Origin of the sequence: Pontivivens marinum (assembly GCF_900231835.1) — a bacterium.
Classification (GTDB): domain Bacteria; phylum Pseudomonadota; class Alphaproteobacteria; order Rhodobacterales; family Rhodobacteraceae; genus Pontivivens; species Pontivivens marinum.
Map to the genome: position 1 here is coordinate 94,253 of NZ_OCTN01000008.1, position 24,331 is coordinate 118,583.

The following is a 24,331-nucleotide window of genomic DNA, read 5'->3' on the forward strand; positions in this document are numbered from 1 at the left end:
CATGCACATTACGGTGCAGGTGCAGCAGCTTACATAGCATAGGGAAAATGTCGCGCATCTGTGAATTCTCTGGCTGTTTTTTGTCATTGGTAATATAAACAAACCAATTTACCGGATTGAGGAGCCGCTCATGCAGATGCCAGACCCAAACGCGATGATTATCGCACGTAAGGCGCATCTGGTCGCGCGATTGCAGCAGGTATTGCCCGAGGATGCTGTGATCCATTCCGATAATGAGGTTCGCGCCTATGAATGCGACGCGCTGACCGCCTATAAATGCCCGCCGCTTGCCGCTGTTCTACCCGCAAACACGGCGGAGGTCGCGGCTGTTTTGCGCATTTGCCATGAGGAGGGCGTGCCCGTTGTGCCGCGCGGGTCGGGCACGTCGCTATCGGGCGGCGCGCTGCCAACGGCGGATGCGGTTATTCTGGGCGTGGCCAAGCTGAGCGACGTTCTGGAAACCGATTATGACAACCGCTTCATCCGCGTTCAAACCGGCCGCACGAATTTGAGCGTGACCGGCGCGGTAGAGCAGGACGGCTTTTTCTACGCTCCCGATCCGTCCAGCCAGCTGGCCTGTGCGATTGCGGGCAATATCGCGATGAATTCCGGCGGGGCGCATTGCCTGAAATACGGCGTGACCACGAATAACCTGCTGGGCGTCACGATGGTCACGATGGAGGGTGAGGTCATCGAGGTTGGCGGTGCCCATCTGGACGCGGCGGGCTATGATCTGCTGGGCGTGATCTGCGGGTCCGAGGGGCAGCTGGGCGTCGTGACGGAGGCGACGTTGCGCATCATCGCTCAGCCCGAGGGCGCGCGCCCGATCATGCTGGCCTTTGACAGTAACGAGGTGGCGGGGGCCTGTGTCTCGGACATTATCCGCGCCGGTGTTTTGCCCGTTGCGATCGAATTCATGGATCGGCCCTGCATTCAGGCCTGTGAGCGTTTTGCCAAGGCAGGTTATCCCGAATGTGAGGCCCTGCTGATCGTTGAGGTTGAGGGCTCTGACGCGGAAATCGACGAGCAATTGTCGAAAATCACCGCTATCGCCGCCACGCATAACCCTGTTGAGATGCGAGAGAGCAAGTCCGAGGCGGAATCAAAGGCGATCTGGGCGGGGCGCAAGGCGGCCTTTGGCGCGATGGGCCAGATCAACGATTACATGTGTTTGGATGGCACCATTCCGGTCAGTGAGCTGCCGCTGGTCCTGCGCCGGATGCGTGAGATGAGCGCGCAATTCGGGCTGGATGTCGCCAATGTTTTCCACGCGGGCGACGGCAATATGCACCCACTGATCCTGTTCGATGCGAACAAGCCCGGCGATCTGGAAATTTGCGAGGCCTTTGGCGCGGAGATCCTGAAGCTCTGCGTTGAAGTGGGCGGTTGCCTGACGGGTGAGCACGGCGTTGGCATTGAAAAACGCGATCTGATGCATGTGCAGTTCAACCGCGTCGATCTGGAAATGCAGTTGCGGGTCAAGGATGTGTTCGACCCCGGCTGGCTGTTGAACCCTGCAAAGGTGTTCCCGCTGGATGTGACCGAGGGACGTCGCATCATCCGCCAAACTGCTGCTTGAGACGTTGGCCGATTTATATGCGGCGTGGAGATACTGATGACTGATTTGACAGGCACCGTGCTGACCCCCGAAACCGAGGATGAGTTGGCGAAAGTGGTTCGTTCCGCTCATGATAACCGCACGGCGTTGCAAATTCGCGGCGGTGGGACGCGGGACTTCGGGAATGAGGTTCGCACTGATGCGGTGCTGCAAACCGGCGGGCTGAGCGGAATTACACTGTACGATCCAGGGGCGCTAACCTTGGTCGCTCGGGCGGGAACACCCTTGGCGGATATCGAGGCTGCCTTGGCGGCTGAGGGGCAAATGCTGCCGTTTGAGCCGATGGACCATCGCGGCATTTTGGGCACAACCGGCACGCCGACCATTGGTGGTGCTGTGGCGGTGAACGCCTCCGGCCCGCGCCGGTTAAAGGCTGGCGCCTGCCGGGATAGCCTGATCGGCGTGCGTTTCGTGACCGGAGAGGGCGAGATCATCAAAAATGGTGGCCGTGTGATGAAGAACGTCACCGGCTATGATTTGGTCAAGCTGCTGGCCGGCAGTTATGGCACTTTGGGCGTGTTGACTGAGGTGTCGTTCAAGGTGTTGCCCCGCCCGCAGGCCACTGCGACCTTGGTCTGGCAGGGTCTGTCGGATGTTGATGCGGTGGCGATCTTGGCTGCTGCGATGCGGTCGCCCTATGACGTGTCCGGTGCGGCCCATGATCCGGCGGATGGCGGGCGGACTTATGTGCGGATCGAGGGATTGGACCAGTCGGTTTCCTATCGTGCGCAGGCATTGGCCCGCGATCTGGCATCCCATGGAGCGGCTGAAATTATTGCGGACGCTGCGCAAATCACTGCCATCTGGGCCGGTTTGCGCGATGCGGAACCATTGCGCGCAGAGCAGGGTGATATTTGGCGCGTTTCGGTTAAGCCCTCTGACGGTCCTGCGGTGGTTGCCGCCGCCGGCGCCGAGGCCGCGTTTTACGATTGGCAGGGCGGTTTGGTTTGGTTGCGGATGCCGCAGGGCGCCGCCTTGCGTGAACGGATTGATGGCATCGCAGGTCATGCGACCCTGATCCGCGGCACGGGCCAGCGTGTGTTTCAGCCGATGCCGATGCCGATTGCTCGGCTGTCGCAGGGGCTGCGCGCGCGGTTTGACCCGCGTGATATCCTCAATTCCGGCAAGATGATTTAGGACGGCGATATGCAGACGACCTTTACCCCCGAGCAACTGACCGATCCGGCGATTGCACGTTCCAACGAAATCTTGCGCAGTTGCGTTCATTGCGGGTTTTGCACGGCGACTTGCCCCACCTATCAGGTGCTGGGGGATGAGCTGGACAGCCCGCGTGGCCGGATTTACCTGATCAAGGATATGCTGGAAAACGAGCGTAAGCCGGATGCAAAAACGGTGAAGCATGTGGACCGTTGCCTGAGCTGTCTGGCCTGCATGTCCACCTGCCCATCCGGCGTGCACTACATGCATCTGGTGGACCACGCCCGCGCCTACATCGAGAAGAATTACGACCGGCCCTTTATGGATAAGGCGCTGCGCTGGACGCTGTCGCAAATCCTGCCCTATCCGGGGCGGTTCCGTGCGGCCCTGGGCTTGGCGAAGCTGGGGCGGCCCTTTCGCCGGTTCATGCCTGATCCTCGGCTGCGGGCAATGCTGGACATGGCGCCCCGCGATATTCCCTCACCATCGCCCAATGATCGCCCGCAAAGCTTTCCTGCGCAGGGGCAACGGATCAAGCGTGTGGCCCTGATGACAGGCTGTGCGCAAAAGGCGCTGAACACCGACATTAACGATGCCACCATCCGCATTTTGCGACGGCATGGTGTCGAGGTTGTGGTTGCGCAGGGCGCTGGCTGTTGTGGTGCGCTGACCCATCATATGGGGCGCGAGGATAAGAGCCATGCCTCCGCCGCCGCCAATGTGCGTGCTTGGGTGACGGAGATGGATGGAGAGGGGCTTGACGCGATCGTGATCAATACCTCTGGCTGTGGAACCACGGTCAAGGATTACGGACATATGTTCCGCAACGACCCGCTGGCGGCGGATGCGGCGCGGGTGTCGGGGATTGCGCGTGATATTTCTGAGCTGCTCGAAACGCTGGACCTGAACGCGCAGCCGCAATCGCTGCGCGTGGCCTATCATTCCGCCTGTTCATTGCAACACGGCCAGCAGATCAAGGATACGCCTAAGAAGCTGTTGAAAAAGGCCGGATTTACAGTGGTAGAGCCGCGTGACCCGCATCTATGTTGTGGGTCGGCAGGCACCTATAACCTGATGCAGCCCGAGATTTCGGGGCAGCTAAAGGCACGTAAGGTCGAGACATTGCAGGCCACAAAACCCGACCTGATCGCCGCCGGTAATATCGGCTGCATGATGCAAATCGGATCCGCAATCGGCGTGCCGGTGGTGCATACGGTTGAGCTGCTCGACTGGGCCACAGGCGGGCCGAAGCCGCGCGCCTTGACTGTAGGCGATTGATCCCAGCCCCGCAGACTGTAAAAGTCACGCGGGGCGGAGGGTCCGATGCGATTTTTGATTTTGATGCTGGCGTTGCTGGCAAGTGGTGCCAACGCCGAGGGCCGCCGCCTGTTATCGGTCGAGGAGGCCGAGGATTGGCAGGCCGTGGGTCGTCTGAACATCGACGGGCGGGGGTTCTGCACCGGTGCGCTGATCGCGCCCGATCTGGTGCTGACAGCGGCGCATTGCGTGTTTTCCGAACGAACGCGGCGGCTGGTACGGCCAGACGCGCTGCACTTCGTTGCGGGCTATTACATTGGCGATTACGTCGCGCATCGGCGTGTGCGGCGCGTGATGGTGCATCGCGGCTATGACCCCCTGCGTGAATTGAGCGAGCAGCAGATCGTGTCTGATATCGCCGTGCTGGAACTATCCGAGCCGATCAATGATGTGCGCCCGTTCGAGCGTGAGCTGCGCCCCCGCGCGGGTGATCCCATCGTCGTCGTTTCCTATGCCCGTGATCGGCCTGAGGCCCCCTCGATTCAGGAGCCGTGTGAGACGATCGCCGTGCAGGATCGGTTTGTGGTGATGGATTGCGATGTGACCTTTGGTGCGTCGGGCAGTCCGGTTTTTACCGTGCGCAACGGGCGTGCGCGGATTTCATCTGTCGTGTCCGCCATCGGACGGCGGGGTGGAGATCAGCAGGTGGCATATGGCGCGGCGATTGATGAGGGGGCGCTCGATTCGGTGCTGACCGATATTGTGCATGGGGATGCGGATCGCGGCATTCGCCGCCCCGGCGCAAGCATTGCGGAACAGTTGGGGCGCGAGTGAATGGCCCCCTTGAATGGCGTGACGCGCCTTCCCAAATAGTTTGATGTGAGGCGCCGATATCGGGCTTCGCGAAGTTCTGGGGCGGTCCATAGATGGAGGCCCTAAGCAAACGTATCGCTTTTGGAAGGATGCATCATGCGTAATACTGATTTTTCCCCGTTCTACCGCTCCACTGTTGGTTATGACCGGTTGTTCAACCTGCTGGACACTGTCGCTGATAATGGTCAGACGGGATATCCCCCCTATAATATCGAAAAAACCGGTGACGATGCTTATCTGATTACGGTGGCTGTTGCTGGATTTGCTGAGGATGAGCTGTCAATTGAGGCACGCGATGGCCAGTTGGTCGTTTCCGGCAAGAAGTCGGCGACCGAGCGTGAGCCAAGCTATCTGCATCGCGGCATTGCGACCCGTGCATTTGAGAAGCGGTTCCAGCTGGCCGATCATGTTCGCGCATTGGGTGCGCGCACCGAAAACGGGCTGTTGCACATCGAATTGGTGCGTGAAGTGCCCGAAGCATTGAAGCCACGGCGCGTTGAAATCCAATCGGCCAAGGCATTGTCCGCCCAAACCGTCAGTGCCTGAAACTAAGGTTTTGCGCTGAGTTGAAGCCGCCCTACGGGGCGGCTTTTTTTATGCGTGATCGATAACGTGAACGCGCAAGGCGTTGCATTTGCAGTCTAATGTTGTGCGCGTTTCGGATGTGATCACAAAAAATTACACGTAATTCCGCTGCATTCTCGAGGGCGGGATGCCCCTGAATTTCGCAGCTCAAATGCAGAAATTGAACGCTAGTTCATTTTACCCCCTTTACGTGGCTGAAAATCTGCTGGTACGTTTCAAACTCCAACGAAGCAACTTGCGCAATTATCCATCGCCAATAAGAGCGAGTGCGCAAAATCTGGCTTCACAGGGGGGAGAAGAAGAATGAATAAGTCCGTACTCGGCGATCTCGATACGTTCCCGAAGCTGTTGGCGCATAACGCGCAACGGTTCGCTGACGCGCCTGCGTACAGGGTGAAAGAATTCGGGATCTGGCAAAGCTGGACCTGGGCCGAGGCCTATGCAGACATGCGCGCAACCGCGCTGGGGCTGCTGGAACTGGGGCTGGAGAAGGGTGACCATGTCGCCATCATCGGCACAAACCGGCCCGAGCTATATATCGCGATGACCGCGATTTCCGCCGCCGGTGGTGTTCCGGTTCCGATCTATCAGGACGGTGTGGCGGAGGAGATCGCATACGTTCTGGATCATTGCTCGGCCAAGCTGGTTGTGTGTGACGATCAGGAGCAGGTCGATAAGGTTTTGGAAGTCCGCGAAAAGCTGCCTGATCTGCGGCAGATCGTTTACCGTGATCCGCGCGGGCTGCGCAAATATGATCACGAAACGCTGCACGGGCTTGAGGCGCTGATCACGCGCGGTAAGGCATTGGAGGCATCGCTGGGTGCCGCAATGGACGCCGATATTGCGACACGCGGTATCGATGATACCTGCGTCATGCTGTACACATCCGGCACGACAGGCCGCCCCAAGGGCGTGGTTCTGTCCAACCGCAATATTCTGGTTACGGCGAAAAACAGCTGTGAATTCGATGGGTTGCGTCAAACGGATAGCGTTATTGCCTATCTGCCTATGGCATGGGTCGGCGATTTCATCTTCTCGATGGGGCAATCGCAATGGACCGGTTTCTGCGTTTGTTGTCCCGAGAGCGAGCACACCATGCAGACCGATCTGCGTGAGGTTGGGCCGAGCTACTTCTTCGCGCCGCCCCGCTTTTTCGAGGGCCTGCTGACCAATGTGATGATCCGGATGGAGGATGCCTCCAAGATCAAGCAGAAGTTGTTCCACAAATACATGGCCTTGGCCAAGACGGTCGGTCCGAAAATGCTGGACGGTAAGCCGGTTAGCCTGGGCGAGAAAATTCAGTACGCCATCGGCAACGCGCTGGTTTACGGCCCGCTGAAAAATACGCTGGGCATGTCCAAGGTGCGGATCGGCTATACCGCCGGTGAGGCTATCGGACCGGAAATCTTTGATTTCTATCGCTCGCTGGGCATCAACCTCAAGCAGCTCTATGGTCAGACAGAGGCGTCGGTTTACATCACGCAACAGCCTGACGGGCAGGTGCGTGCGGATACGGTCGGCGTTCCGTCGCCTGACGTTGAAATCCGCATCGGTGACAGTGGCGAGGTGTTCTATCGCTCTCCCGGTACGTTCGTTGAATATTATAAGAATCCCGAGAGCACCGCTTCGACCAAGGATCCCGAGGGCTGGGTCGCAACCGGCGATGCGGGCTTCATCGAGAAGGAAAGCGGCCATCTGCGCATTATCGACCGGGCCAAGGATGTTGGCAAAATGGCCGATGGTTCGCTGTTCGCGCCGAAATATGTCGAGAACAAGCTGAAGTTCTTTCCCAACATTCTGGAGGCCGTGGTTTTCGGCAACGATCGCGACAATTGCACTGCATTCCTGAATATCGATCTGGGCTCCGTCGGCAACTGGGCCGAGCGCAACAACATCGCCTATGGTTCCTATCAGGAACTGGCGCAGCACCCGCAGGTGCTTGCCACGCTTCAGGCGCATGTTGAGGAGGTCAACCGCTCCGTCGCGCAGGACGAGATGCTGTCCGGCTGCCAAATCCATCGCTTCCTTATCCTGCACAAGCAGTTGGACGCCGATGATGGCGAACTGACACGCACACAAAAGGTGCGTCGCCGGATTGTTGAGGAACGCTACGCTGATCTGATCACCGCGCTTTATGACGGTTCCGATGGTGTCTTTGCCGATACCGAAGTGACCTATGAGGATGGCCGTAAGGGTCGCGTCAGCGGTCAGCTTGAAATCCGCGATGCAGCAACCGTTGCCGTAAAGGCGCATTCGGTCGCCGCGGAATGATACCCAAATCGGCGTTCCGCCCCCGTAATATCCCCGCCCCGGGCGACAGCCTGTGCCCAGCGATCCCGTTTGAGGTGAAGCGATGAATGATATGAACCACGATAGCTACGTCACACCAGATGGCCGCACCATTGGTCCGGTGATGATGGAGGTACAAAACATCACGCTGCGCTTTGGCGGTGTGGTCGCGATCAAGGATATCTCCTTCGATATCCGAGAGGGTGAAATCCGCGCAATTATCGGCCCGAACGGCGCGGGGAAATCCTCGATGCTGAACGTCATCAACGGCTTTTACCACCCGCAGGAGGGGGGCATCTACTTCCGCGGGGAAAAGCGCGGGCCGATGAAACCCTATCAGATTGCGCAGCAGGGCATCGCCCGCACATTCCAGAACATCGCGTTGTTCAAGGGGATGAGCACGCTGGACAACATCATGACGGGCCGTTTCACCCATATGAAGGCACCGGTCTGGAAGCAGGCATTGTGGCATGGTGAGGCAGAGCGCGAGGAGATCGAGAACCGCGAAGTGGTCGAGAAGATTATCGACTTCCTCGAAATTCAGGCGATCCGCAAGACGCCGGTTGGCCGTTTGCCATACGGTCTGCAAAAGCGGGTCGAGCTGGGCCGCGCCTTGGCCGCGGAACCCAAGTTGCTGCTGCTGGATGAGCCGATGGCCGGCATGAACGTTGAGGAGAAGGAGGACATGTCCCGCTTTATCCTGGACGTGAACGATGAGTTCGGCACCACGATTGCCCTGATCGAGCACGATATGGGCGTGGTCATGGACATTTCCGACCGCGTGGTTGTGCTGGATTACGGACGTAAGATCGGCGACGGCACACCGGCAGAGGTTATCGCCAATCCCGAGGTGATCGACGCCTATCTGGGTGTGTCCCATGATTAAGGTTCTCGCATTAATGCTGGCCTCCGGGCCGCTTGCTGCACAGGAAAGCGGGCAAATGCTCGACCTGTTCAGCGCGCATTGCCTGCCGCATATCGAGGCAGGTGCCGCGATTTCGCCTGAGCTGGAGCCCGCATCGGATGCCGTTGTCGCTAGCCTGATTGACGGTGCGGCAGGGCGCGCATGGGTTGCTGAAAACCCTGCACTGGCGCTGTTCGATTATGACGATGTGCAATCGTGTGGCGTGTTCGGTTTGGGGGTGAATGCGGATGAGTTTGTAACCGCCGCAACATCCTTTGCCACCGATGCAGGAATGATTGAGGGGCCGGCCGGACAGGGGCGGACCCAGTTTCTAAAACAACGTGAAGACGGGGAAGTTACCCTGCTGGTCGTGATGGCGGTCCCGGGACCGGATGTCGCCGCACTTAACGCCATGAGCCTGCCCGCAGGCGATTGGTCCAACACCGTTCTGGGAGAGAACTGATGCCGATCTGGCTGCTTAATACGCTGGAAGTCTCGATCAACGGACTGATGACGGGAGTACTATATTCCCTCGTCGCGTTGGGCTTCGTTTTGATTTTCAAATCCTCGGGTGTTTTCAATTACGCCCAAGGGGTTATGGCCCTGTTTGCCGCACAATCGCTAGTCGGCATTCAAACCGGACAGGTGCCGTTTGCGCATCTGATCAACGCGATCACCGGTCTGCATGTGTCGCGTTTCGGGTTCGATGTGCCGTCCATTCTGGCGATCATCCTGACCACTCTGGTCATGGTGGTGTTTGCATGGGTCGTGGTGCGGGTCATCATGGTGCGACTGGTCAATCAGGAGCCGATCATTCTGTTCATGGCGACCATCGGACTGGCCTATTTCATGGAGGGTTTTGGCGACCTGATGTGGGGCGCTGAGCTGAAGTCGCTGGATGTCGGGTTGCCCTCGGGCGGGTCGTTCTGGATCGAGGATGTGACCGCACAATGGGCGCGTGAGGGGGAAACCTATTGGGGTATGTATGTCGATACACTGGATATCTGGGCAACCGTGATTGCGGTGTTCCTGGTGGCTGGTCTGACGATTTTTGCCCAGTACACCAAGGCCGGAACCGCGATGCGTGCGGTGGCAGATGACCATCAGGCGGCGCTGTCGGTTGGTATCTCGCTGAACCGGATCTGGATCATGGTTTGGTCGATTGCGGGTTTCGTTGCACTGGTCGCGGGTATCATGTGGGGCGCTAAATCGGGCGTGCAATTCTCACTCAGCCTGATCGCGCTAAAGGCGCTGCCGGTGCTGATGCTGGGCGGCTTTACCTCGATCCCCGGTGCCATTGTTGGCGGCCTGATTATCGGAATGGGTGAGAAGCTGTTCGAATTCGCAATCGGTGCGCCGTTCCTGGGTGGCGCGACTGAAAACTGGTTCGCCTATGTGCTGGCCCTGCTGTTCCTCGTGTTCCGGCCCCAGGGTCTGTTTGGCGACAAGATCATCGAGCGTGTGTGATGAACAGCAACCCTGAAAACAATACAGTAGTAGGAGGGCGCGATGCTCTATCGTGAGGCAGGCGACTATAAGACATCCTACACGGATGACGCGCAAACCTTCCCGATCAAACTGGATCGCTGGTGGTATTATGCGGTGGTGTTCGTCGCATTCTGTATCGTGCCATTCGTCCTGACGGATTACACGGTGAACGCGATTATGCTGCCGTTCCTGATCTTTGCCATTGCGGCATTGGGGCTGAACATCCTGACCGGATATTGCGGTCAGGTGTCACTGGGAACCGGTGGTTTCATGGCCGTGGGCGCCTATGCGACCTATAAGTTGATGACGGCCTTTCCTGACCTGAACATCTTTTTCATCGTGATCCTGTCGGGGCTTATCACGGCGATTGTGGGGGTTTTGTTCGGTCTGCCATCGCTGCGGATCAAGGGGTTCTATCTGGCGGTGGCGACACTGGCGGCGCAGTTCTTCCTTGTCTGGTTGTTCAACAAGGTGCCGTGGTTCTACAACAATTCGGCATCCGGCCAGATTTCCGCACCCGAGCGGACCATTTTTGGCCAAGCGGTAACAGGCCCGAATGCGGAGCCATGGGTGGCCTATCTGTTCTGTCTCATCTTTGTTTTCACGTTGGCATGGCTGACGCGGAACTTGACACGGGGCCGGATCGGGCGGTCGTGGATGGCCATTCGGGATATGGATATTGCGGCGGAAATCATCGGCGTGAATCCATTGCGGACCAAGCTGAGCGCGTTTGCTGTCTCGTCGTTCTTTATCGGGATTTCCGGCTCGCTGTTTTTCGCGGTCTATCTGGGTGCGGCTGAGGTTGGTGAAGCGTTCGGTATCCAGAAATCGTTCCTGGTGCTGTTTATGGTCATCATTGGCGGACTTGGCTCGATCTTTGGTGCCTTTGCCGGTGCGGCGTTCATGGTTCTGCTGCCTGTGTTCCTGAAGATTTTCTTTGTGGATACGCTGGGTTGGCCGACGGATATTGCCGCGCATATCAACTTTCTCATCGCTGGCGGTCTGATCGTATTTTTCCTGATTGTAGAACCACACGGCCTTGCCGCACTGTGGCGTACGGTGAAGGAAAAACTGCGTCTGTGGCCGTTCCCGCACTAAGCTTTCAATTATACGACCCCGGACAAACCGGGGCGTTAATCTCAACCGGAGGAAATCTAGAATGAAGCTCAAGACCCTTGTACTCGCGGCATGCACAACCGCAATCGTTGCTGGCTCGGCATCTGCCGATCTGGTGTTTCCGCTGCTCGATTACCGGACTGGCCCATATGCATCGGGCGGTATTCCGTTCGCTGATGGCTATGCCGACTATCTGACCCTGTTGCAGGAGCGTGATGGTGGCATCGGTGGTGAGCCGATCCGTCAGATCCCGTGCGAAACCGGCTATAACACCGAGCGTGGCGTGGAATGCTATGAATCGACCAAGGGCGAAGGCGCGCTGGTTTATCAACCACTGTCCACCGGCATTACCTATCAGTTGATCCCGAAGGTGACGGCAGACGACATTCCGATGCACACCATGGGGTATGGCCGGACTTCGGCGTCGAATGGCGAAGTGTTCAGCCACGTGTTCAACTATCCTGCGAACTACTGGGACGCAGCATCGGGCATCGTGAACTACCTGCTGGAGGAAACCGGCGGCGATCTGGAGGGCAAGACCATCGCGTTGGTCTATCACGACAGTTCGTTCGGCGCGGAGCCCATCCGCACATTGCAGGCACTGGGTGAGGAGCACGGCTTTACCGTTTCGCTCAAGGCCGTTAGCCCTCCGGGTAACGAGCAGCGTTCGACTTGGCTGGAAGTACGTCGTGAGCGTCCCGACTACGTCATCATGTGGGGCTGGGGTGTACAGAACTCCGTTGCGATTCAGGAAGCTGCGAACATCCGCTTCCCGATGAACAACTTCTACGGCGTTTGGTGGTCGGGTTCCGAGAATGACGTGATCCCGGCTGGTGCGGGTGCTGATGGCTATCGCTCTGTGACGTTCCACGGTGTGGGCGATGACTACCCTGTCTATGACGACATTCAGGCACATGTTGTTGATGCGGGCCTTGCCGCTGGTGCCGGCGATCAGATCGGAACGGTGCTGTATAACCGCGGAATGTACGCGGCGATGCTGGCAGCCGAGGCTGTGAAGACCGCGCAGGAAATCCATGGCGTGGCCGACATCACTCCAGCAATGATGCGCGACGGCATGGAGGCATTGGTGATCGACGAGGCGAAGATGGAAGCACTGGGCCTGCCGGGCTTCGGTCCTGAATTCTCCGTATCCTGTGCGGATCACGGTGGTCCGGGCAGCTCCGCCATGGCGGAATGGGATGCGGACACGCAGACCTGGTCGCTGATTTCGGATTTCGCGGATCCCGACAAGGACGTGATTGGTCGTCTGGTGATGGAAGATTCTCTGGCCTATGCGGCTGAGAACAACATCCCAGAGACACGTTGCGAGTAATCCAATCACCGCTCCTGGCGTATCGCGCCGGGAGCAATTCAGAATAGGGGAGCCCGATGCTGGACACTGCGCAAACTGATGAGACACTGCTCGAAGTGAACAATATCGAGGTGATCTATAATCACGTGATCCTCGTATTGAAGGGCGTCAGCCTGAAGGTGCCAAGAGGCGGCATCACCGCATTGCTGGGCGGTAACGGTGCCGGGAAAAGCACAACCTTGAAGGCGATTTCGGGCTTGCTCGCCTCGGAACGTGGCGAGGTGACAAAGGGGTCTATCCTGTATCGTGGCGCGACCACGCAGGACCGATCCCCCAATGATCTGGTACGCGGTGGCGTCATTCAGGTGATGGAGGGGCGTCATTGCTTCGAGCATTTGACGGTCGAGGAAAACCTGATGACCGGCGCCTATACCCGCTCCGCCGCTGAGGCGAAGCAGGGTCTGGAGATGGTCTATAACTACTTCCCCCGTCTGCGCGAACGTCGCAAATCGCAGGCCGGATATACCTCCGGTGGGGAACAACAGATGTGCGCGATTGGCCGTGCATTGATGTCCAAGCCTGAAACAGTCCTCCTAGACGAGCCATCAATGGGGCTAGCACCCCAATTGGTTGAGGAAATCTTTGGTATTGTGAAAAGTTTGAACGAGCAGGAGGGAGTTTCCTTCCTATTGGCCGAGCAAAATACCAATGTAGCGTTGCGATATGCGCATTATGGCTACATTCTGGAGTCGGGCCGTGTGGTGATGGATGGTGTTGCATCCGAACTGCGTGAGAACCCGGACGTAAAAGAGTTCTATCTAGGGGTTGGTGACGAGGGCCGTAAGAGCTTTCGTGATGTTCGATCCTATCGTCGGCGTAAGCGTTGGTTGAGTTAAAATAATTGCCAAGCGGTGGCCTGAACGGAACGCCGCTTGCACGCGCTACATCCCGGGGAGGGGAATGAATATGCGAGCCACTATAGCGGCGATTGCGGTCTGTGCCGCAACCGCCACACCGGCCATGGCCGACCTCACAATGGTAAGTCTAACCTATCGCACCGGCCCCTATGCCGCAGGCGGTATTCCGTTTTCGGACGGTTATGCAGACTATTTCACAATGCTAAATGAACGCGACGGCGGCATTGGCGGTGTTCCGATCGAATTGCTGGAATGTGAGTTTGGCTATGCCACGGACCGTGGTGTTGCATGTTACGAGGAAACCGTCACGCAGGGCGCGCTGGTCTATCAGCCGCTGTCCACGGGCGTAACGGTTGAGCTGATCCGCCGCGTGCAGGAGGATGAGGTCGTTCTGCACACGATGGGTTACGGGCTGACGGCGGCGTCGGACGGCGCGACCTATCCCTATGTTTTCAACTTTCCGGCACATTATTGGGACGGTGCGGTTGCGCAGATTGCATATCTCAAGGAACTGTATGGTGGTTCGCTTGAGGGTAAGCGGATCATGCATATGCACCATAATTCCGGCTACGGGCGTGAGCCGATCCCGACATTGGAGGCTTTGGCAGAGATTGAGGGATTTGAGCTGATCATGATGCCCGTCGATCATCCGGGTGAGGATCAATCCGCAATCTGGCCCGTCGTGGCTGAGGAAAGCCCGGATCACATCCTGCTTTGGGGATGGGGCGTGATGAACCGTGTAGCGTTAGAGGGCGCGGTCGAGGTCGGTTATCCCGTCGATCAGATGATGGGCATTTGGTGGTCTGCTGCTGAATCCGATCTGAAACCACTTGGCGACGCTGTTGAGGGATATCGCTCGGTCACGTTCCACGCGGTTGGCGATAATTTCGCGATTTTCAACGACCTGAACAATCTGGTTTATCAGCGCGATTTGGCGCGTGGCCGGATGAACAATATCGGTGAGGCGCTGTATAATCGCGGTGTTGCTGCTGCGATTTACGCGGCCGAGGCGATCCGTATTGCACAGGAAATTCATGGTGTTGGCGATGTAACCCCGCCCATGGTGCGCGACGGATACGAGCAGTTGACCTTGGACGATGCAGCATTCGAAGCATTGGGAATGGAGGGGTTCACCCCACCGATGCAGATCACGTGTGAGGATCATGGCGGTGGCGGCATGGTTGCCGTTGCTGAGTGGAATTCGCAGCAGCGCCGCTGGGTACAGATCACGGATTACTACCCGCCGGATGATGCGCTGATCGAACCCCAAATCCGTGAAGCATCGGCAGCATTTGCGCTGGCGAATGAGATCACTGCGACCGGTTGCCCCTCAAACTGAGGGGGCAGCTGTGATCGCGGTGCTCGGACAGATTTATTGATATGACATGGAGCAGACATGACCCATTTTGATGCCCTTGAAATCCGGTCCCGCGATCAACGCAACGCCGATCAGGGCAGCGCTCTTGCCGCGCTGATCGAACATGCTGTTACCCATGCGCCCGGTATGGCGGCGCATTTGGGGGCAGTGGGGCGGGTCTCATCGCTGGAGCAATTGGCGACCTTGCCCGTGTTGCGTAAATCCGATCTGGGTGCCGCGCAAAAGGCGTCGCCGCCCTTTGGTGGATTTGCGGCGGGGCGTTCACATCATGCATTCCAATCGCCGGGCCCGATTTATGAGCCAGGCGGAACCGGTGATGACTGGTATCGCATGGGCCGGTTTGCGCATGCTGCCGGGCTGGGTGCCGATGATCTGGTTCAGAACTGTTTCTCCTATCATTTCACGCCGGCGGGCATGATGTTTGAAAGTGGGGCAAAGGCAGTCGGCGCTCGGGTCTTCCCCGCAGGCACCGGCCAGACCGAGTTGCAGGCTCAGGCCGCGGCGCATCTGGGTGTGACCGCCTATGCCGGCACGCCGGATTACCTGAAGGTTATCCTCGATAAGGCGCAGGAGCTGGGCCTGTCGCTGGGCATCAAACGGGCCGTTGTTGGTGGCGGTGCGCTGTTCCCGTCGCTGCGGGCTGAATATGCGGATCGCGGTATTGCGTGCTTGCAGTGCTATGCCACCGCTGATCTGGGCAATATCGCCTATGAGAGTGCGGCGATGGAGGGAATGATCGTGGATGAGGGCGTGATCGTTGAGATCGTGCGCCCCGGCACCGGTGATCCTGTGGCGGAGGGCGAGGTCGGCGAGGTTGTTGTGACCAGCCTGAACCGCGATTACCCGCTGATCCGCTTTGCGACCGGTGACCTCAGCGCGGTGTTAACCGGCGAAAGCCCCTGTGGCCGTACGAATATGCGGATCAAGGGCTGGATGGGCCGTGCCGATCAAACGGCCAAGATCAAGGGGATGTTTGTGCGCCCTGAACAGGTTGCCGCCCTGGTTGAGCGGCACCCCGAAATTGCCCGCGCCCGTGTTACCGCAACCCGTCAGGGTGAACAGGATGCGATGCTGGTGCAGGTCGAATCCGATGGCGTGAACGCCGATGCCGTTTCGGACAGCGTGCGCGCCGTTCTAAAGCTGGGCGGTCAGGTCGAGGTGGTGGCCAAGGGAACCCTGCCAAATGATGGCAAGGTTATTGACGATCAGCGCAGCTACGATTGATCCTTAGCCGCGGGGCAGGCCCAGTGCCTGCATCGCGGCGAGGGGGTCCTCATGCGACCAGATTTCACGCCCGACGGCGAGGAAATCAACCAGCGGTGTCAGCGTGGTGATTAGTTCCGGTGTCAGGCCACCCTCGGCCACGACTGGAACCTCAACCACCTTGGACCACCAATCGAACAGGTCCAGTTCCACCACGGACCCGTCGCCCAGCAGGGGGTCGGGGCTGGTCGGGCCGAAGGTGATGTAATCTGCGCCGCCCTCACCAGCATTCATGCCAACATGGCGCGAGCTGCCGCAGAACGTGCCGATGATCGCATCCGCACCCAGATCGCGGCGCACATCGCGCACGGCCCGTGGATCGCTAAGGTGAACACCGTCCAGCCCATGCACGCCAACCATGCGGTAGTGATCCGCGATAACCAATGCGACGTCGCGCTGGTGGCAAATATCGCGCAGTTGATCGGCGGCTTGGGCGATGTCCTCTGCCTCGGCGCCGGGCATGTCTAGGCGCACGCATCCGATCTCACGCGCGTCCAGAACCCGTTGCAGGGTTTCGCCGAAGGTGGCCAAGTCGAACTTGGCTGGGGTGATCAGGTAGATCTGTGGTTCTTCAGCAATAATCTCGGCCATGGGGCGCTCCTAATAGTTGCGGCACATTTAGACGGTCGGCGTGACGTTCTCAATCCCCTGCATTGCGTGCAGATGGATGCCAGTCGGGGGCGGCAAGTTCGAACTGTGAAAATTCAAAGCCCGGGCTGACGGTGCATCCGACCAAAGTCCACGCGCCCAGTGAGGTTGCCGATTGCCAGCATCCCGCCGGTACAATGCGCTGCGGGCGCTGGCCTGCGGTCAGCTCCGCCCCTAGGATCACCGCCTGCGCGTCGTGGCCGTTTTCGGTCAGGGATAGAACCAGCGGCGCGCCGGCATACCAGTGCCAAATCTCGGCCGCATCAACGCGGTGCCAGTGTGAGAATTGATCTGCGGTTAGCAGGAAATAGATCGCGGTTCCGGCGGCGCGTTCGCCCGGTGCCGCATCTGCGCGCCATGTCTCACGATACCAGCCGCCCTCGGGGTGGGGTGACAGGTCGAGCGTCTTGATGATCTCATCAGCGGTCATTTTGCGGCCTGTAGCGGTGCGCAGGCCAGTTCCACTGCACGGCCAAGCTGCTGTGTTGGGTCGAATAGGTTGTCCCAGTCCAGCTGCACAGGGCTTTCCGCCTGTAATATCGCGCGCAGTGATGTGGTGGCGTTGGTACGGGTGCACGCATCCTTGACCATGGCGGCGGCGTCTGGGCGTGGCATATGTGCGCTGAGGGCGAAGGTCACAGGTTCCGCGAACATCGTGCCGTTGGTCGCATCGATGGCGGCGCGCATCGCATCGGGGTTTGGCGCAATGCCGTCGGCGATATTTTGCACGTGGCGCAGGGCGGCACCGGTTGCGCAGGCCAATTGGGGCAGGGCCAGCCATTCCTGCGCCCATGCAGCGCCATCGCGGTCGCCCTCGGTCATTTGGCTGTGCAGCATTGATGAGGTCAGCGTGGCCACATGGCGGCACAGGGCGACCGTGGTTTCAGCCGCCACCGGATTTGCCTTATGCGGCATGGTGGACGATCCGCCAGCGGTGGATAACGTCACCTCTGCCGGATGGGTTTGGACCAGTTGAAGGACATCAGTTGCGATTTTGCCCAGCGTGCCCGCGACCAGCGCCAGCCAGCATGCGAATTCAGCAACGCCGTCCCGCGTGGCGTTCCATGAATGATCGGGAGTGGATAGGCCAAGAGCCTCGGCCAGCATTTCCTCCAGCTTTACCGTATCAGAGCCCAACGCGGCGGAGGTTCCCGACGCGCCGGACAGGCTGACCCGTTGCAGGCGTGGTCGCAGTTCGGCCAAGCGGTCCAGATGGCGGGGCAGGGCGGCATGCCATGTTGCAACCCGTGCCCCAAATGTTGTCGGAGTTGCGATCTGATGCCGTGTGCGTGCGGCCATGACGACCTGCGCGTGTTTATCGGCAAGTGTGGCGAGGGTGCTGGCCAATGCCTCAACCCGTGCGCCCAGAATATCGGCAGTGCGGCGCAGGCGAATGATCAGGCCCGTATCGACCAAATCCTGCGAGGATGCGCCGTGATGCGCCCATCGCGCATGGTCCGGTGCCTTCATCTCCTTGCGAAATGCGGCAACCAATGCAGGGCCAGCAACGCCGGCGCTTGCCACGCCCCGCGCCATTGCGGATGGGTCTAGTTGTACCTCGCGGGCGCTGCGGGCGATGAACAGGGCGCTTTCCAGCGGGATGATCCCCAACTTTCCCTGCGCATCGGCCAGTGCGCCCTCGAATAACAACATGGCGCGGATTTCTGCTGTGTCGCTGAACAACACGGCCAGTTCCGCATCCGAGGTCAGTTCGCGGTATAGCGGGCTATCAAAGGGGGTGAAGCTCATATCGTTGGGTTCTCGCAATCAGGATCGGGCAGCAAGTGTCCGGTTTGTTCAATAAAGCGGTTTATGGCCTGCGCTGTCATTTCCGGCGCATCATAAGGGGTTAGGTGCCCGCATCGCGGTATTAATTGCAGTTGGGCGCCGGGAATGCCCTCGGTCATCTCACGCATTAGATCAGGCGGGGTAATGCGGTCGTCGCGCCCGACAAGGCCCATCGTGGGCAGGCGCAGCGCGTCGGTTGAGATGCGCAGGTCGGTATGTGCCACGGCCTGACACATGCGGCGCACGGTCTGCGCGGGTGTGCTTTGGGCGATGTCGCGCAGGTGGGTATCGGCGGATTTACGTGTCGCGGAATGCAGTAACGCTTGTGCACGTTCCGCATCGGGCAAGGTGGATAGGGCGTGGGCGCGGGTCAGCCAGCGCTCCTCCGTCTCCAGCTTGGCAGCAGTGCCGATCAGAACCATTGCGCGCACGGATTGCGGAAACTCGGCAGCGAGGGCCTGCGCGATCAACCCGCCGATCCCCATGCCAACAACCAGCGTGTCCTTTAACCCCAGTGCGAACAGCATATCTGCAACATCGTAGACAATATCGCGCATGGACCAGTCCCCATCAGGGGCATCGCTGCCCCCGTGTCCGCGCAGGTCCGGCATCACGATCCGGACACCTTTGTTCAAATGCTGTGTAGTTTCGCTCCAAATCTCCCGATTTAGGCCGTAATCATGCAATAGAAGAACCGCAGGCCCATGGTCGCTGCGAATTTCTGTAAGGTTCAGAGTGTTGCGGCCGGGTAGGTGAAACAACGTAGAAAATCCCTTTCCACTGGGTCGTAGAGACGTAAAATTTACCCTTAGGCGTTTTCTCGCCGAGTTTTAAGCGTAACCGTGCGGACCAGTGCCGCCCTGAATAGCAAGTACCCTGCATGACCAATCACAGCAATGAGACACCTTCAAATGAACGCACCGGGCAAGTGCGTGCCGTTTTGCGGGCGATGACATTGTTGCGCGAAATCGCTGCCTCTGATGGCGGCCTGACCCTGACCAGCGCTGCGGCAAAGGCAGGATTGCCTGCATCCACCACCCATAGGCTGCTCACCACGATGGAGGGGGAGCGGTTCGTTCGTTACGATATGAATGCGGGCATGTGGCAAATCGGCGTGAATGCATTTGTCACTGGCGCAGCATTTGTTCGCACACGGAACCTGACGGGACTGGCGCGACCCTTTCTACGCCGTTTGGTCGATTCCACGGGCGAGACAGCAAATATCTTTGTTGAGAGCGGAGGGCAGGTGGTTTGTCTGGATCAGATGGAAAGCCGCCACGCAATGCGGGCCATGACACAGGTTGGCGCGCGATTGCCAATGCATGCATCCGGCTCAGGCAAGGCGCTGCTATCCATGATGTCACGCGAACGGCGTGAGGGTTTGCTGGATACGCTCGACCTGCCCGCACTGACCGCCGCAACAATAACGGATCGTGCCACGTTGGATCAGGCTCTGACAGATGCGCGGCATTTGGGATATGCCACAGATTACGGCGAGCATTTCGACGGCCTCGGCTGTGCCGCCGCCGTAATCTTTGGCGAAACAGGCGATCCGATTGCCGCTGTTTCCGTTTCTGGCCCTCAATCACGGCTGGTTGAGGGGCGCATGTCCGAGCTGGGACAATACGTTCGCAAGATCGCTTTGGAGATCACAAATGAGTACGGCGGACGCGCTCCGTAACTTTTCGCAAAAAACTCACAAATTGCGCTTGCTGCCCCCGAATGCCTTTGCTAAACCCCGCTCAGTCGAGAGGCGATGGTCCGGCGTAGCTCAGCGGTAGAGCAGTTGACTGTTAATCAATTGGCCGTAGGTTCGATCCCTACCGCCGGAGCCAAACCTTTCGTAAGTTGTTGAAATACCTATCGAAGTCACGGCGTGGCTCCATAGGTGCGGCATCAGGGTGTTACATCCCCCTGCAGCCACATGGCATGACTGTTTCGTATCCGTCCCAACCGGATCTGAAACGAATGTTGAACCAACCCCATCTCTCAAAACGCGGCAATACCTATCAGTGGCGGCGTCGTTTGCGCCGACAATCCACAGGAATCGTCGATATCAAGCTCTCGCTGGGGACGACAGACCTGCGCTGCGCACATATCTTATCCCGCAGGATCAGTGCGGAAAGCGATATCGTCATGGAACAACTCACCCACCAACAGATCACGCCGGATATGGCGCGGCGCTGGCTTGCCAGTGTCATCGCCAAAGAGCGTGAGAAGATTGAGAAGCTCAAACTGCTGCATCGTTTTGATTCCCGCGATCCGGCAGATGACAATCGCCACGATCAGGCAACGGCGGATGCTTGGGCAAAGGTGATGGCGGAGGGCCTGCACGGCACGACGTCTGGTCAGCCATTGGTATCTTTGAATCTGGACATCATCCGCGCTGACCTCACCAGCGAAGCTTGCCAGAACATCATTCAACGCGATTTCAAGGCGTTAACTGGTCATCCTCAGCTTTCGGCCTTTGACCGTGCGAAGCTGATCTCCTTGCTGATCGCTGGAAAATCCGCAGCATGGAACCGGCATGGGGAGGCCTTGGCAGAAATCGACACGGCGGCAGATGATACTTGGGACAGCGCCTCTCAATTGCTTGCGCCAGAGCCAGAGTCGCCAACCGTTCCCCCGCTACCGTGTCCTGAGGTGGCCGCTGACACCCTTGATCCCGACATGCAGGCGGTTGTGTCACGCATGAACGAGATGAAGAGGAGCGAAGGCATTGAGGAAAAAACCCTGCGCCAATACGATAGCTTTGTTGGCCTGTTTACTACGCTGACAGGCATCAGCGACGTGCGCCTGATCCGCCAAACGGATGCCACGGGGTTTCGCGCGGCGCTTTACAAGCTGCCGAAAAGCTGGGGCAAAAGCCCCGCTGACCGCAATGCCACCCGTGAAGAAATTATGGCCCGCGCAGCCAAACTGCCAACGGAAAAGGTCGGGCTGTCCATCGGCACGATCAACCGCCACCTTGAGCATCTGGGCCAGATCGTTGAGTGGGCCTCGGATGAAGGGATTGCGGTTAACCCCAAGCTCAAACCCGGCAAATTGCGCCGCAAAGATACCGTGCGCGACTGTGACAAGAAGCAGGCGTTTAGCGAGGCAGAGCTGCGCCACCTCTTCAAATCCTCGGTTTGGACCGGGTCGAAGTCTGAATACCACCAGACCAAACCGGGCACGGAAGTTTACCGCAACGGCATCTATTGGTCGCCTGTGATCGGCGCGTTTACAGGGGCGCGGCGCGAAGAGATCGCAGGGCTGGCCCCGTCCGATATTGTTGAGCGCGACGGCATCCCTTGCCTTAGCATCGAGGATTCCGAGTTGCGGCGGATCAAGAACATCTCGTCAAAACGGATCGTGCCGATCCACAGCCGTTTGATCGAGCTGGGTTTCTTCGATTTCGTGGAAACAGCACGCGCCAAGGGGCAAGCCGAGCTGTTCCCCGATCTGCGTGAACCTGCAACGGGCAAGCATGGCCGCAAACTGGGCCGCCGGATGCGCCAGATCGTCGATAAGACCTTTGGGGCCGAAGGCGCTGGCTTGTCGTTCCACAGCCTGCGGCACTATGTTCAGGGCACGTTGGAACACGTTCCCGATGTCACCGACAAGGTGCTGCGCGACATCGTCGGCCATGAGGGCAAAGACACCCATGAGCGCACCTATAGCAAGCCTGCGCCGCCCGCTGTGTTGCAAGCGGCCATTGAGAGGTTGCCAGCCGTGATCTGATCAGACCCCCGGCCCGTCAGACGTCGGGTTGGTCTCTGAGTTTGCGTTCAGGATGCGGGTCAACTCGGCCCGCTGCTCCGCTTCCATATTCTCGCGCTGTTCGAGAACATAGGCCGCATCTGCGGCAATCTCTGCGCGCTCACGGCTTACGGTTTCTTCAATCGTGCGGCGGATGGATTGCGCGAGAGGCACCAGTTTCCGCATCACAGGTTGAAGGCGTTTTGCAATCCGCCTGCGGTCCTCTTTGGTCTTCGGCGCATTTGGTCCCCAGACCAACTTGTCCTCACTCGGTTTTGGCCCGGTCATCCAGCGCAGGACGGCACCGCCAAGCATATCGACGCCTTCAGCCAACGTTTTCATCAACGCCTTTGCCTTTGAAAGTTTTGCCTCAGCGGTCACGACCTTTGCCTCCACACGAGCCAACTCTGCTTCTGCCGTCTCCCGCTTCTTTTTCACCCCGTCCAAAGCCTGCGTTTCAGCCTGCTTTTCTGATTTCAGCGATTGAACTTGCCCCGAAGTCAGGGCCAAATCCTTCGTTTCCTTTTTCGCCAACGACTTCAGCCGATCAAGATTCTCGCCTTGTGTCACGACCTCAGATGTAACCTGATCCCTTTTTGCTGAAGCCTTCTCAACCTCTGCCTGCACATCCGTCAGCCCCTTTTCTGCATTTATTATTTCCGTTTTCACCCCCTGCAATTTCTCGGCCTCAGCAGCCGTCTCTGCCCTCACCTCCTGAAGTGTTGCCGTTGCCTCCTCCGCTACCTCAACACTATTTGCTGACTTTTCTTCTATGGTGACGAGCGCAGCCTCGGCATGAGCCCTCTTTTTGCGGGCGGCATCCGCTGCCCGTTCCTCTTCTTTGCGGTGGCGCTCTGCCGCCGCCACTTCGCGCGTCGCTGCCGCGTTCCTACGGCGCGCCTCCTTTACCGCGCGTTTGCGCGATTTCCGGATCGTGGCATTGCCGACGCTCCGCCCCTCTTCGATCATCTCTTTGGCCTTACTCTGTGCCGCATCCATAATCTCGCTGGATTTCTCATGACCCGCAGCCTGCTGATCGGCCCGCCATTCCGAAGGCGGGACATGGCGGCGCTTTTTCGGAACGTCTTCGCCAGCCTCTTTCGCAACCCGACGCGCCTCGGCCCTACGCTCTCCCCGCGCTATGCCAAGAGGAGCAAAAGCCTCACCCGCCAAATCCTGCGCATACTCATAGTTTTTCAAAAGTGGGTTCACCGAGGCCTGCAACACCTTCTGCCGCCCGCGATTTGCAGTGACTTTCTCTGTCCAGACCACTGCAACGAAATGGATGTGAAATGCCTCCTCGTCGTGATGCGCATTGGCATAGCGCAACTGACCGTCAGGGAAGTGCTTCCGCAGAAAGTCCATCGCCGTTTTCTTGAACGCCGCGACCTTCTCGGCGTCCCATTCGGCTTGACCGGTCCCGCCGAACCATTCTTTGTTGACCGTCAGGATGCCCTCACGCAAAGGACCGCCGGAACACCGCCGCCACGGATCGCTTTCCCCTTCTATGATCAGCGCCTCGCGTTCAGCTTTACGACCCTTCTTACGCAAGGCCTTCATCCGCTCACGGAAGTTGTTGCGCTTTGCTGCAGCGACTTCTGCCTTGATCGTTTCCTGCCATTTGGGTTCGCAATGCAGAACCTCATTCAGCTCTGACGCATCCAGATCAACATGAGAGAGATCGCCACCCGTGCGATGATCATGCATATCAAAGCGGCCAAGGTTGTCCGGATGCAGCCCTTGGAACCGCAGAACAATCGGCGGCTTTGGGGCGTTGATGGGTTGGGGATTGTCAAATCTGGCATGAACGGACATGGTGGACCTCGGGTTATCTGCTTTCCCCAAGAATACCCGATAGCCCTGAAAATCCCGGCACAGGTCGCGGCGGTTTTCTGTGGATTGCGCATCACGAACCTGTGAGAATTGCCGCTACGCTACTCACTAGACATGTTGCGGTCCGGGCAAGCCCTCCCCACAACATGACGCTCACTCAGGG

Annotated in this window: 21 protein-coding genes and 1 tRNA gene; 17 read left to right on the forward strand and 5 right to left on the reverse strand. The window is 58.7% G+C overall.

What is annotated here, in order from left to right; all coding sequences use genetic code 11:
- Positions 1-130 precede the first annotated feature (130 nt).
- From CR254_RS15225 to CR254_RS15290, 14 genes are all read left to right on the forward strand, one after another.
- Entirely contained in the window at positions 131-1,579 is a 1,449-nt protein-coding gene (locus tag CR254_RS15225) for an FAD-linked oxidase C-terminal domain-containing protein (protein WP_097931493.1), read from the forward strand.
- A gap of 60 nt (positions 1,580-1,639) precedes the next feature.
- The gene (gene glcE, locus CR254_RS15230; RefSeq protein ID WP_097931568.1) at positions 1,640-2,755 is read left to right on the forward strand and encodes a glycolate oxidase subunit GlcE; all 1,116 of its coding nucleotides are present in this window, start codon (positions 1,640-1,642) and stop codon (positions 2,753-2,755) included.
- Positions 2,756-2,764: 9 nt separating this feature from the next.
- Positions 2,765-4,054 (forward strand): glycolate oxidase subunit GlcF, encoded by a 1,290-nt coding sequence (gene glcF, locus CR254_RS15235; protein WP_097931495.1) that lies wholly within the window; start codon positions 2,765-2,767, stop codon positions 4,052-4,054.
- Positions 4,055-4,099: 45 nt separating this feature from the next.
- On the forward strand, positions 4,100-4,867 hold the full coding sequence (locus tag CR254_RS15240; protein ID WP_097931497.1) for a trypsin-like serine peptidase: 768 nt from the start codon (positions 4,100-4,102) through the stop codon (positions 4,865-4,867).
- A gap of 135 nt (positions 4,868-5,002) precedes the next feature.
- A complete protein-coding gene (locus CR254_RS15245; RefSeq protein ID WP_097931499.1) occupies positions 5,003-5,452 on the forward strand; it encodes an Hsp20 family protein in 450 nt (149 codons plus the stop codon).
- A gap of 342 nt (positions 5,453-5,794) precedes the next feature.
- Positions 5,795-7,762 (forward strand): AMP-binding protein, encoded by a 1,968-nt coding sequence (locus CR254_RS15250; RefSeq protein ID WP_097931501.1) that lies wholly within the window; start codon positions 5,795-5,797, stop codon positions 7,760-7,762.
- Between the two features lie 82 nt (positions 7,763-7,844).
- On the forward strand, positions 7,845-8,666 hold the full coding sequence (locus CR254_RS15255; protein ID WP_097931503.1) for an ABC transporter ATP-binding protein: 822 nt from the start codon (positions 7,845-7,847) through the stop codon (positions 8,664-8,666).
- Positions 8,659-9,147 carry a hypothetical protein gene (locus CR254_RS15260; RefSeq protein WP_097931505.1) on the forward strand — a complete coding sequence of 163 codons (489 nt, stop codon included), beginning with the start codon at positions 8,659-8,661 and terminating at the stop codon, positions 9,145-9,147. Before CR254_RS15255 ends, CR254_RS15260 begins: the two co-directional genes overlap by 8 nt.
- Positions 9,147-10,151: a branched-chain amino acid ABC transporter permease gene (locus CR254_RS15265; protein ID WP_097931506.1), complete on the forward strand. Its 1,005-nt coding sequence runs from the start codon at positions 9,147-9,149 to the stop codon at positions 10,149-10,151. Before CR254_RS15260 ends, CR254_RS15265 begins: the two co-directional genes overlap by 1 nt.
- 42 nt (positions 10,152-10,193) lie before the next feature.
- Positions 10,194-11,270: a branched-chain amino acid ABC transporter permease gene (locus tag CR254_RS15270; protein WP_097931508.1), complete on the forward strand. Its 1,077-nt coding sequence runs from the start codon at positions 10,194-10,196 to the stop codon at positions 11,268-11,270.
- A gap of 61 nt (positions 11,271-11,331) precedes the next feature.
- The gene (locus CR254_RS15275; RefSeq protein WP_097931510.1) at positions 11,332-12,621 is read left to right on the forward strand and encodes an ABC transporter substrate-binding protein; all 1,290 of its coding nucleotides are present in this window, start codon (positions 11,332-11,334) and stop codon (positions 12,619-12,621) included.
- A 56-nt stretch (positions 12,622-12,677) separates the two neighbouring features.
- Entirely contained in the window at positions 12,678-13,496 is an 819-nt protein-coding gene (locus CR254_RS15280) for an ABC transporter ATP-binding protein (protein ID WP_097931512.1), read from the forward strand.
- A 70-nt stretch (positions 13,497-13,566) separates the two neighbouring features.
- Positions 13,567-14,856, forward strand: a complete 1,290-nt coding sequence (locus CR254_RS15285) for an ABC transporter substrate-binding protein (RefSeq protein WP_097931570.1) — start codon at positions 13,567-13,569, stop codon at positions 14,854-14,856.
- A 57-nt stretch (positions 14,857-14,913) separates the two neighbouring features.
- Positions 14,914-16,119 carry a phenylacetate--CoA ligase family protein gene (locus tag CR254_RS15290; protein WP_097931514.1) on the forward strand — a complete coding sequence of 402 codons (1,206 nt, stop codon included), beginning with the start codon at positions 14,914-14,916 and terminating at the stop codon, positions 16,117-16,119.
- A 3-nt stretch (positions 16,120-16,122) separates the two neighbouring features.
- Here the strand turns inward: CR254_RS15290 and CR254_RS15295 are convergent, their stop codons facing one another.
- The 4 genes from CR254_RS15295 to CR254_RS15310 are packed head-to-tail and all read right to left on the reverse strand — an operon-like array spanning position 16,123 to position 19,355.
- Positions 16,123-16,749 carry a thiamine phosphate synthase gene (locus CR254_RS15295; protein ID WP_097931516.1) on the reverse strand — a complete coding sequence of 209 codons (627 nt, stop codon included), beginning with the start codon at positions 16,747-16,749 and terminating at the stop codon, positions 16,123-16,125.
- Positions 16,750-16,798: 49 nt separating this feature from the next.
- Positions 16,799-17,236 carry a cupin domain-containing protein gene (locus CR254_RS15300; protein WP_097931517.1) on the reverse strand — a complete coding sequence of 146 codons (438 nt, stop codon included), beginning with the start codon at positions 17,234-17,236 and terminating at the stop codon, positions 16,799-16,801.
- Complete coding sequence (locus tag CR254_RS15305; RefSeq protein WP_097931519.1) at positions 17,233-18,555, reverse strand: lyase family protein; 1,323 nt, start codon at positions 18,553-18,555, stop codon at positions 17,233-17,235. Before CR254_RS15305 ends, CR254_RS15300 begins: the two co-directional genes overlap by 4 nt.
- Positions 18,552-19,355 (reverse strand): alpha/beta fold hydrolase, encoded by an 804-nt coding sequence (locus CR254_RS15310; protein ID WP_097931521.1) that lies wholly within the window; start codon positions 19,353-19,355, stop codon positions 18,552-18,554. Before CR254_RS15310 ends, CR254_RS15305 begins: the two co-directional genes overlap by 4 nt.
- A gap of 119 nt (positions 19,356-19,474) precedes the next feature.
- Here CR254_RS15310 and CR254_RS15315 point away from each other — a divergent pair, with 119 nt between their 5' ends.
- The 3 genes from CR254_RS15315 to CR254_RS15325 all read left to right on the forward strand — a co-directional run bounded on the left by CR254_RS15315 (position 19,475) and on the right by CR254_RS15325 (position 22,317).
- Positions 19,475-20,275 carry an IclR family transcriptional regulator gene (locus tag CR254_RS15315; protein WP_097931523.1) on the forward strand — a complete coding sequence of 267 codons (801 nt, stop codon included), beginning with the start codon at positions 19,475-19,477 and terminating at the stop codon, positions 20,273-20,275.
- A gap of 79 nt (positions 20,276-20,354) precedes the next feature.
- Positions 20,355-20,429: transfer RNA gene (locus tag CR254_RS15320), tRNA-Asn, on the forward strand.
- 133 nt (positions 20,430-20,562) lie between these two features.
- On the forward strand, positions 20,563-22,317 hold the full coding sequence (locus CR254_RS15325; RefSeq protein WP_097931525.1) for a site-specific integrase: 1,755 nt from the start codon (positions 20,563-20,565) through the stop codon (positions 22,315-22,317).
- On the opposite strand, the gene CR254_RS15330 is transcribed toward CR254_RS15325, so the two are convergent.
- The gene (locus tag CR254_RS15330) at positions 22,318-24,150 is read right to left on the reverse strand and encodes a plasmid recombination protein (RefSeq protein ID WP_097931527.1); all 1,833 of its coding nucleotides are present in this window, start codon (positions 24,148-24,150) and stop codon (positions 22,318-22,320) included.
- Between the last annotated feature and the right edge of the window lie 181 nt (positions 24,151-24,331).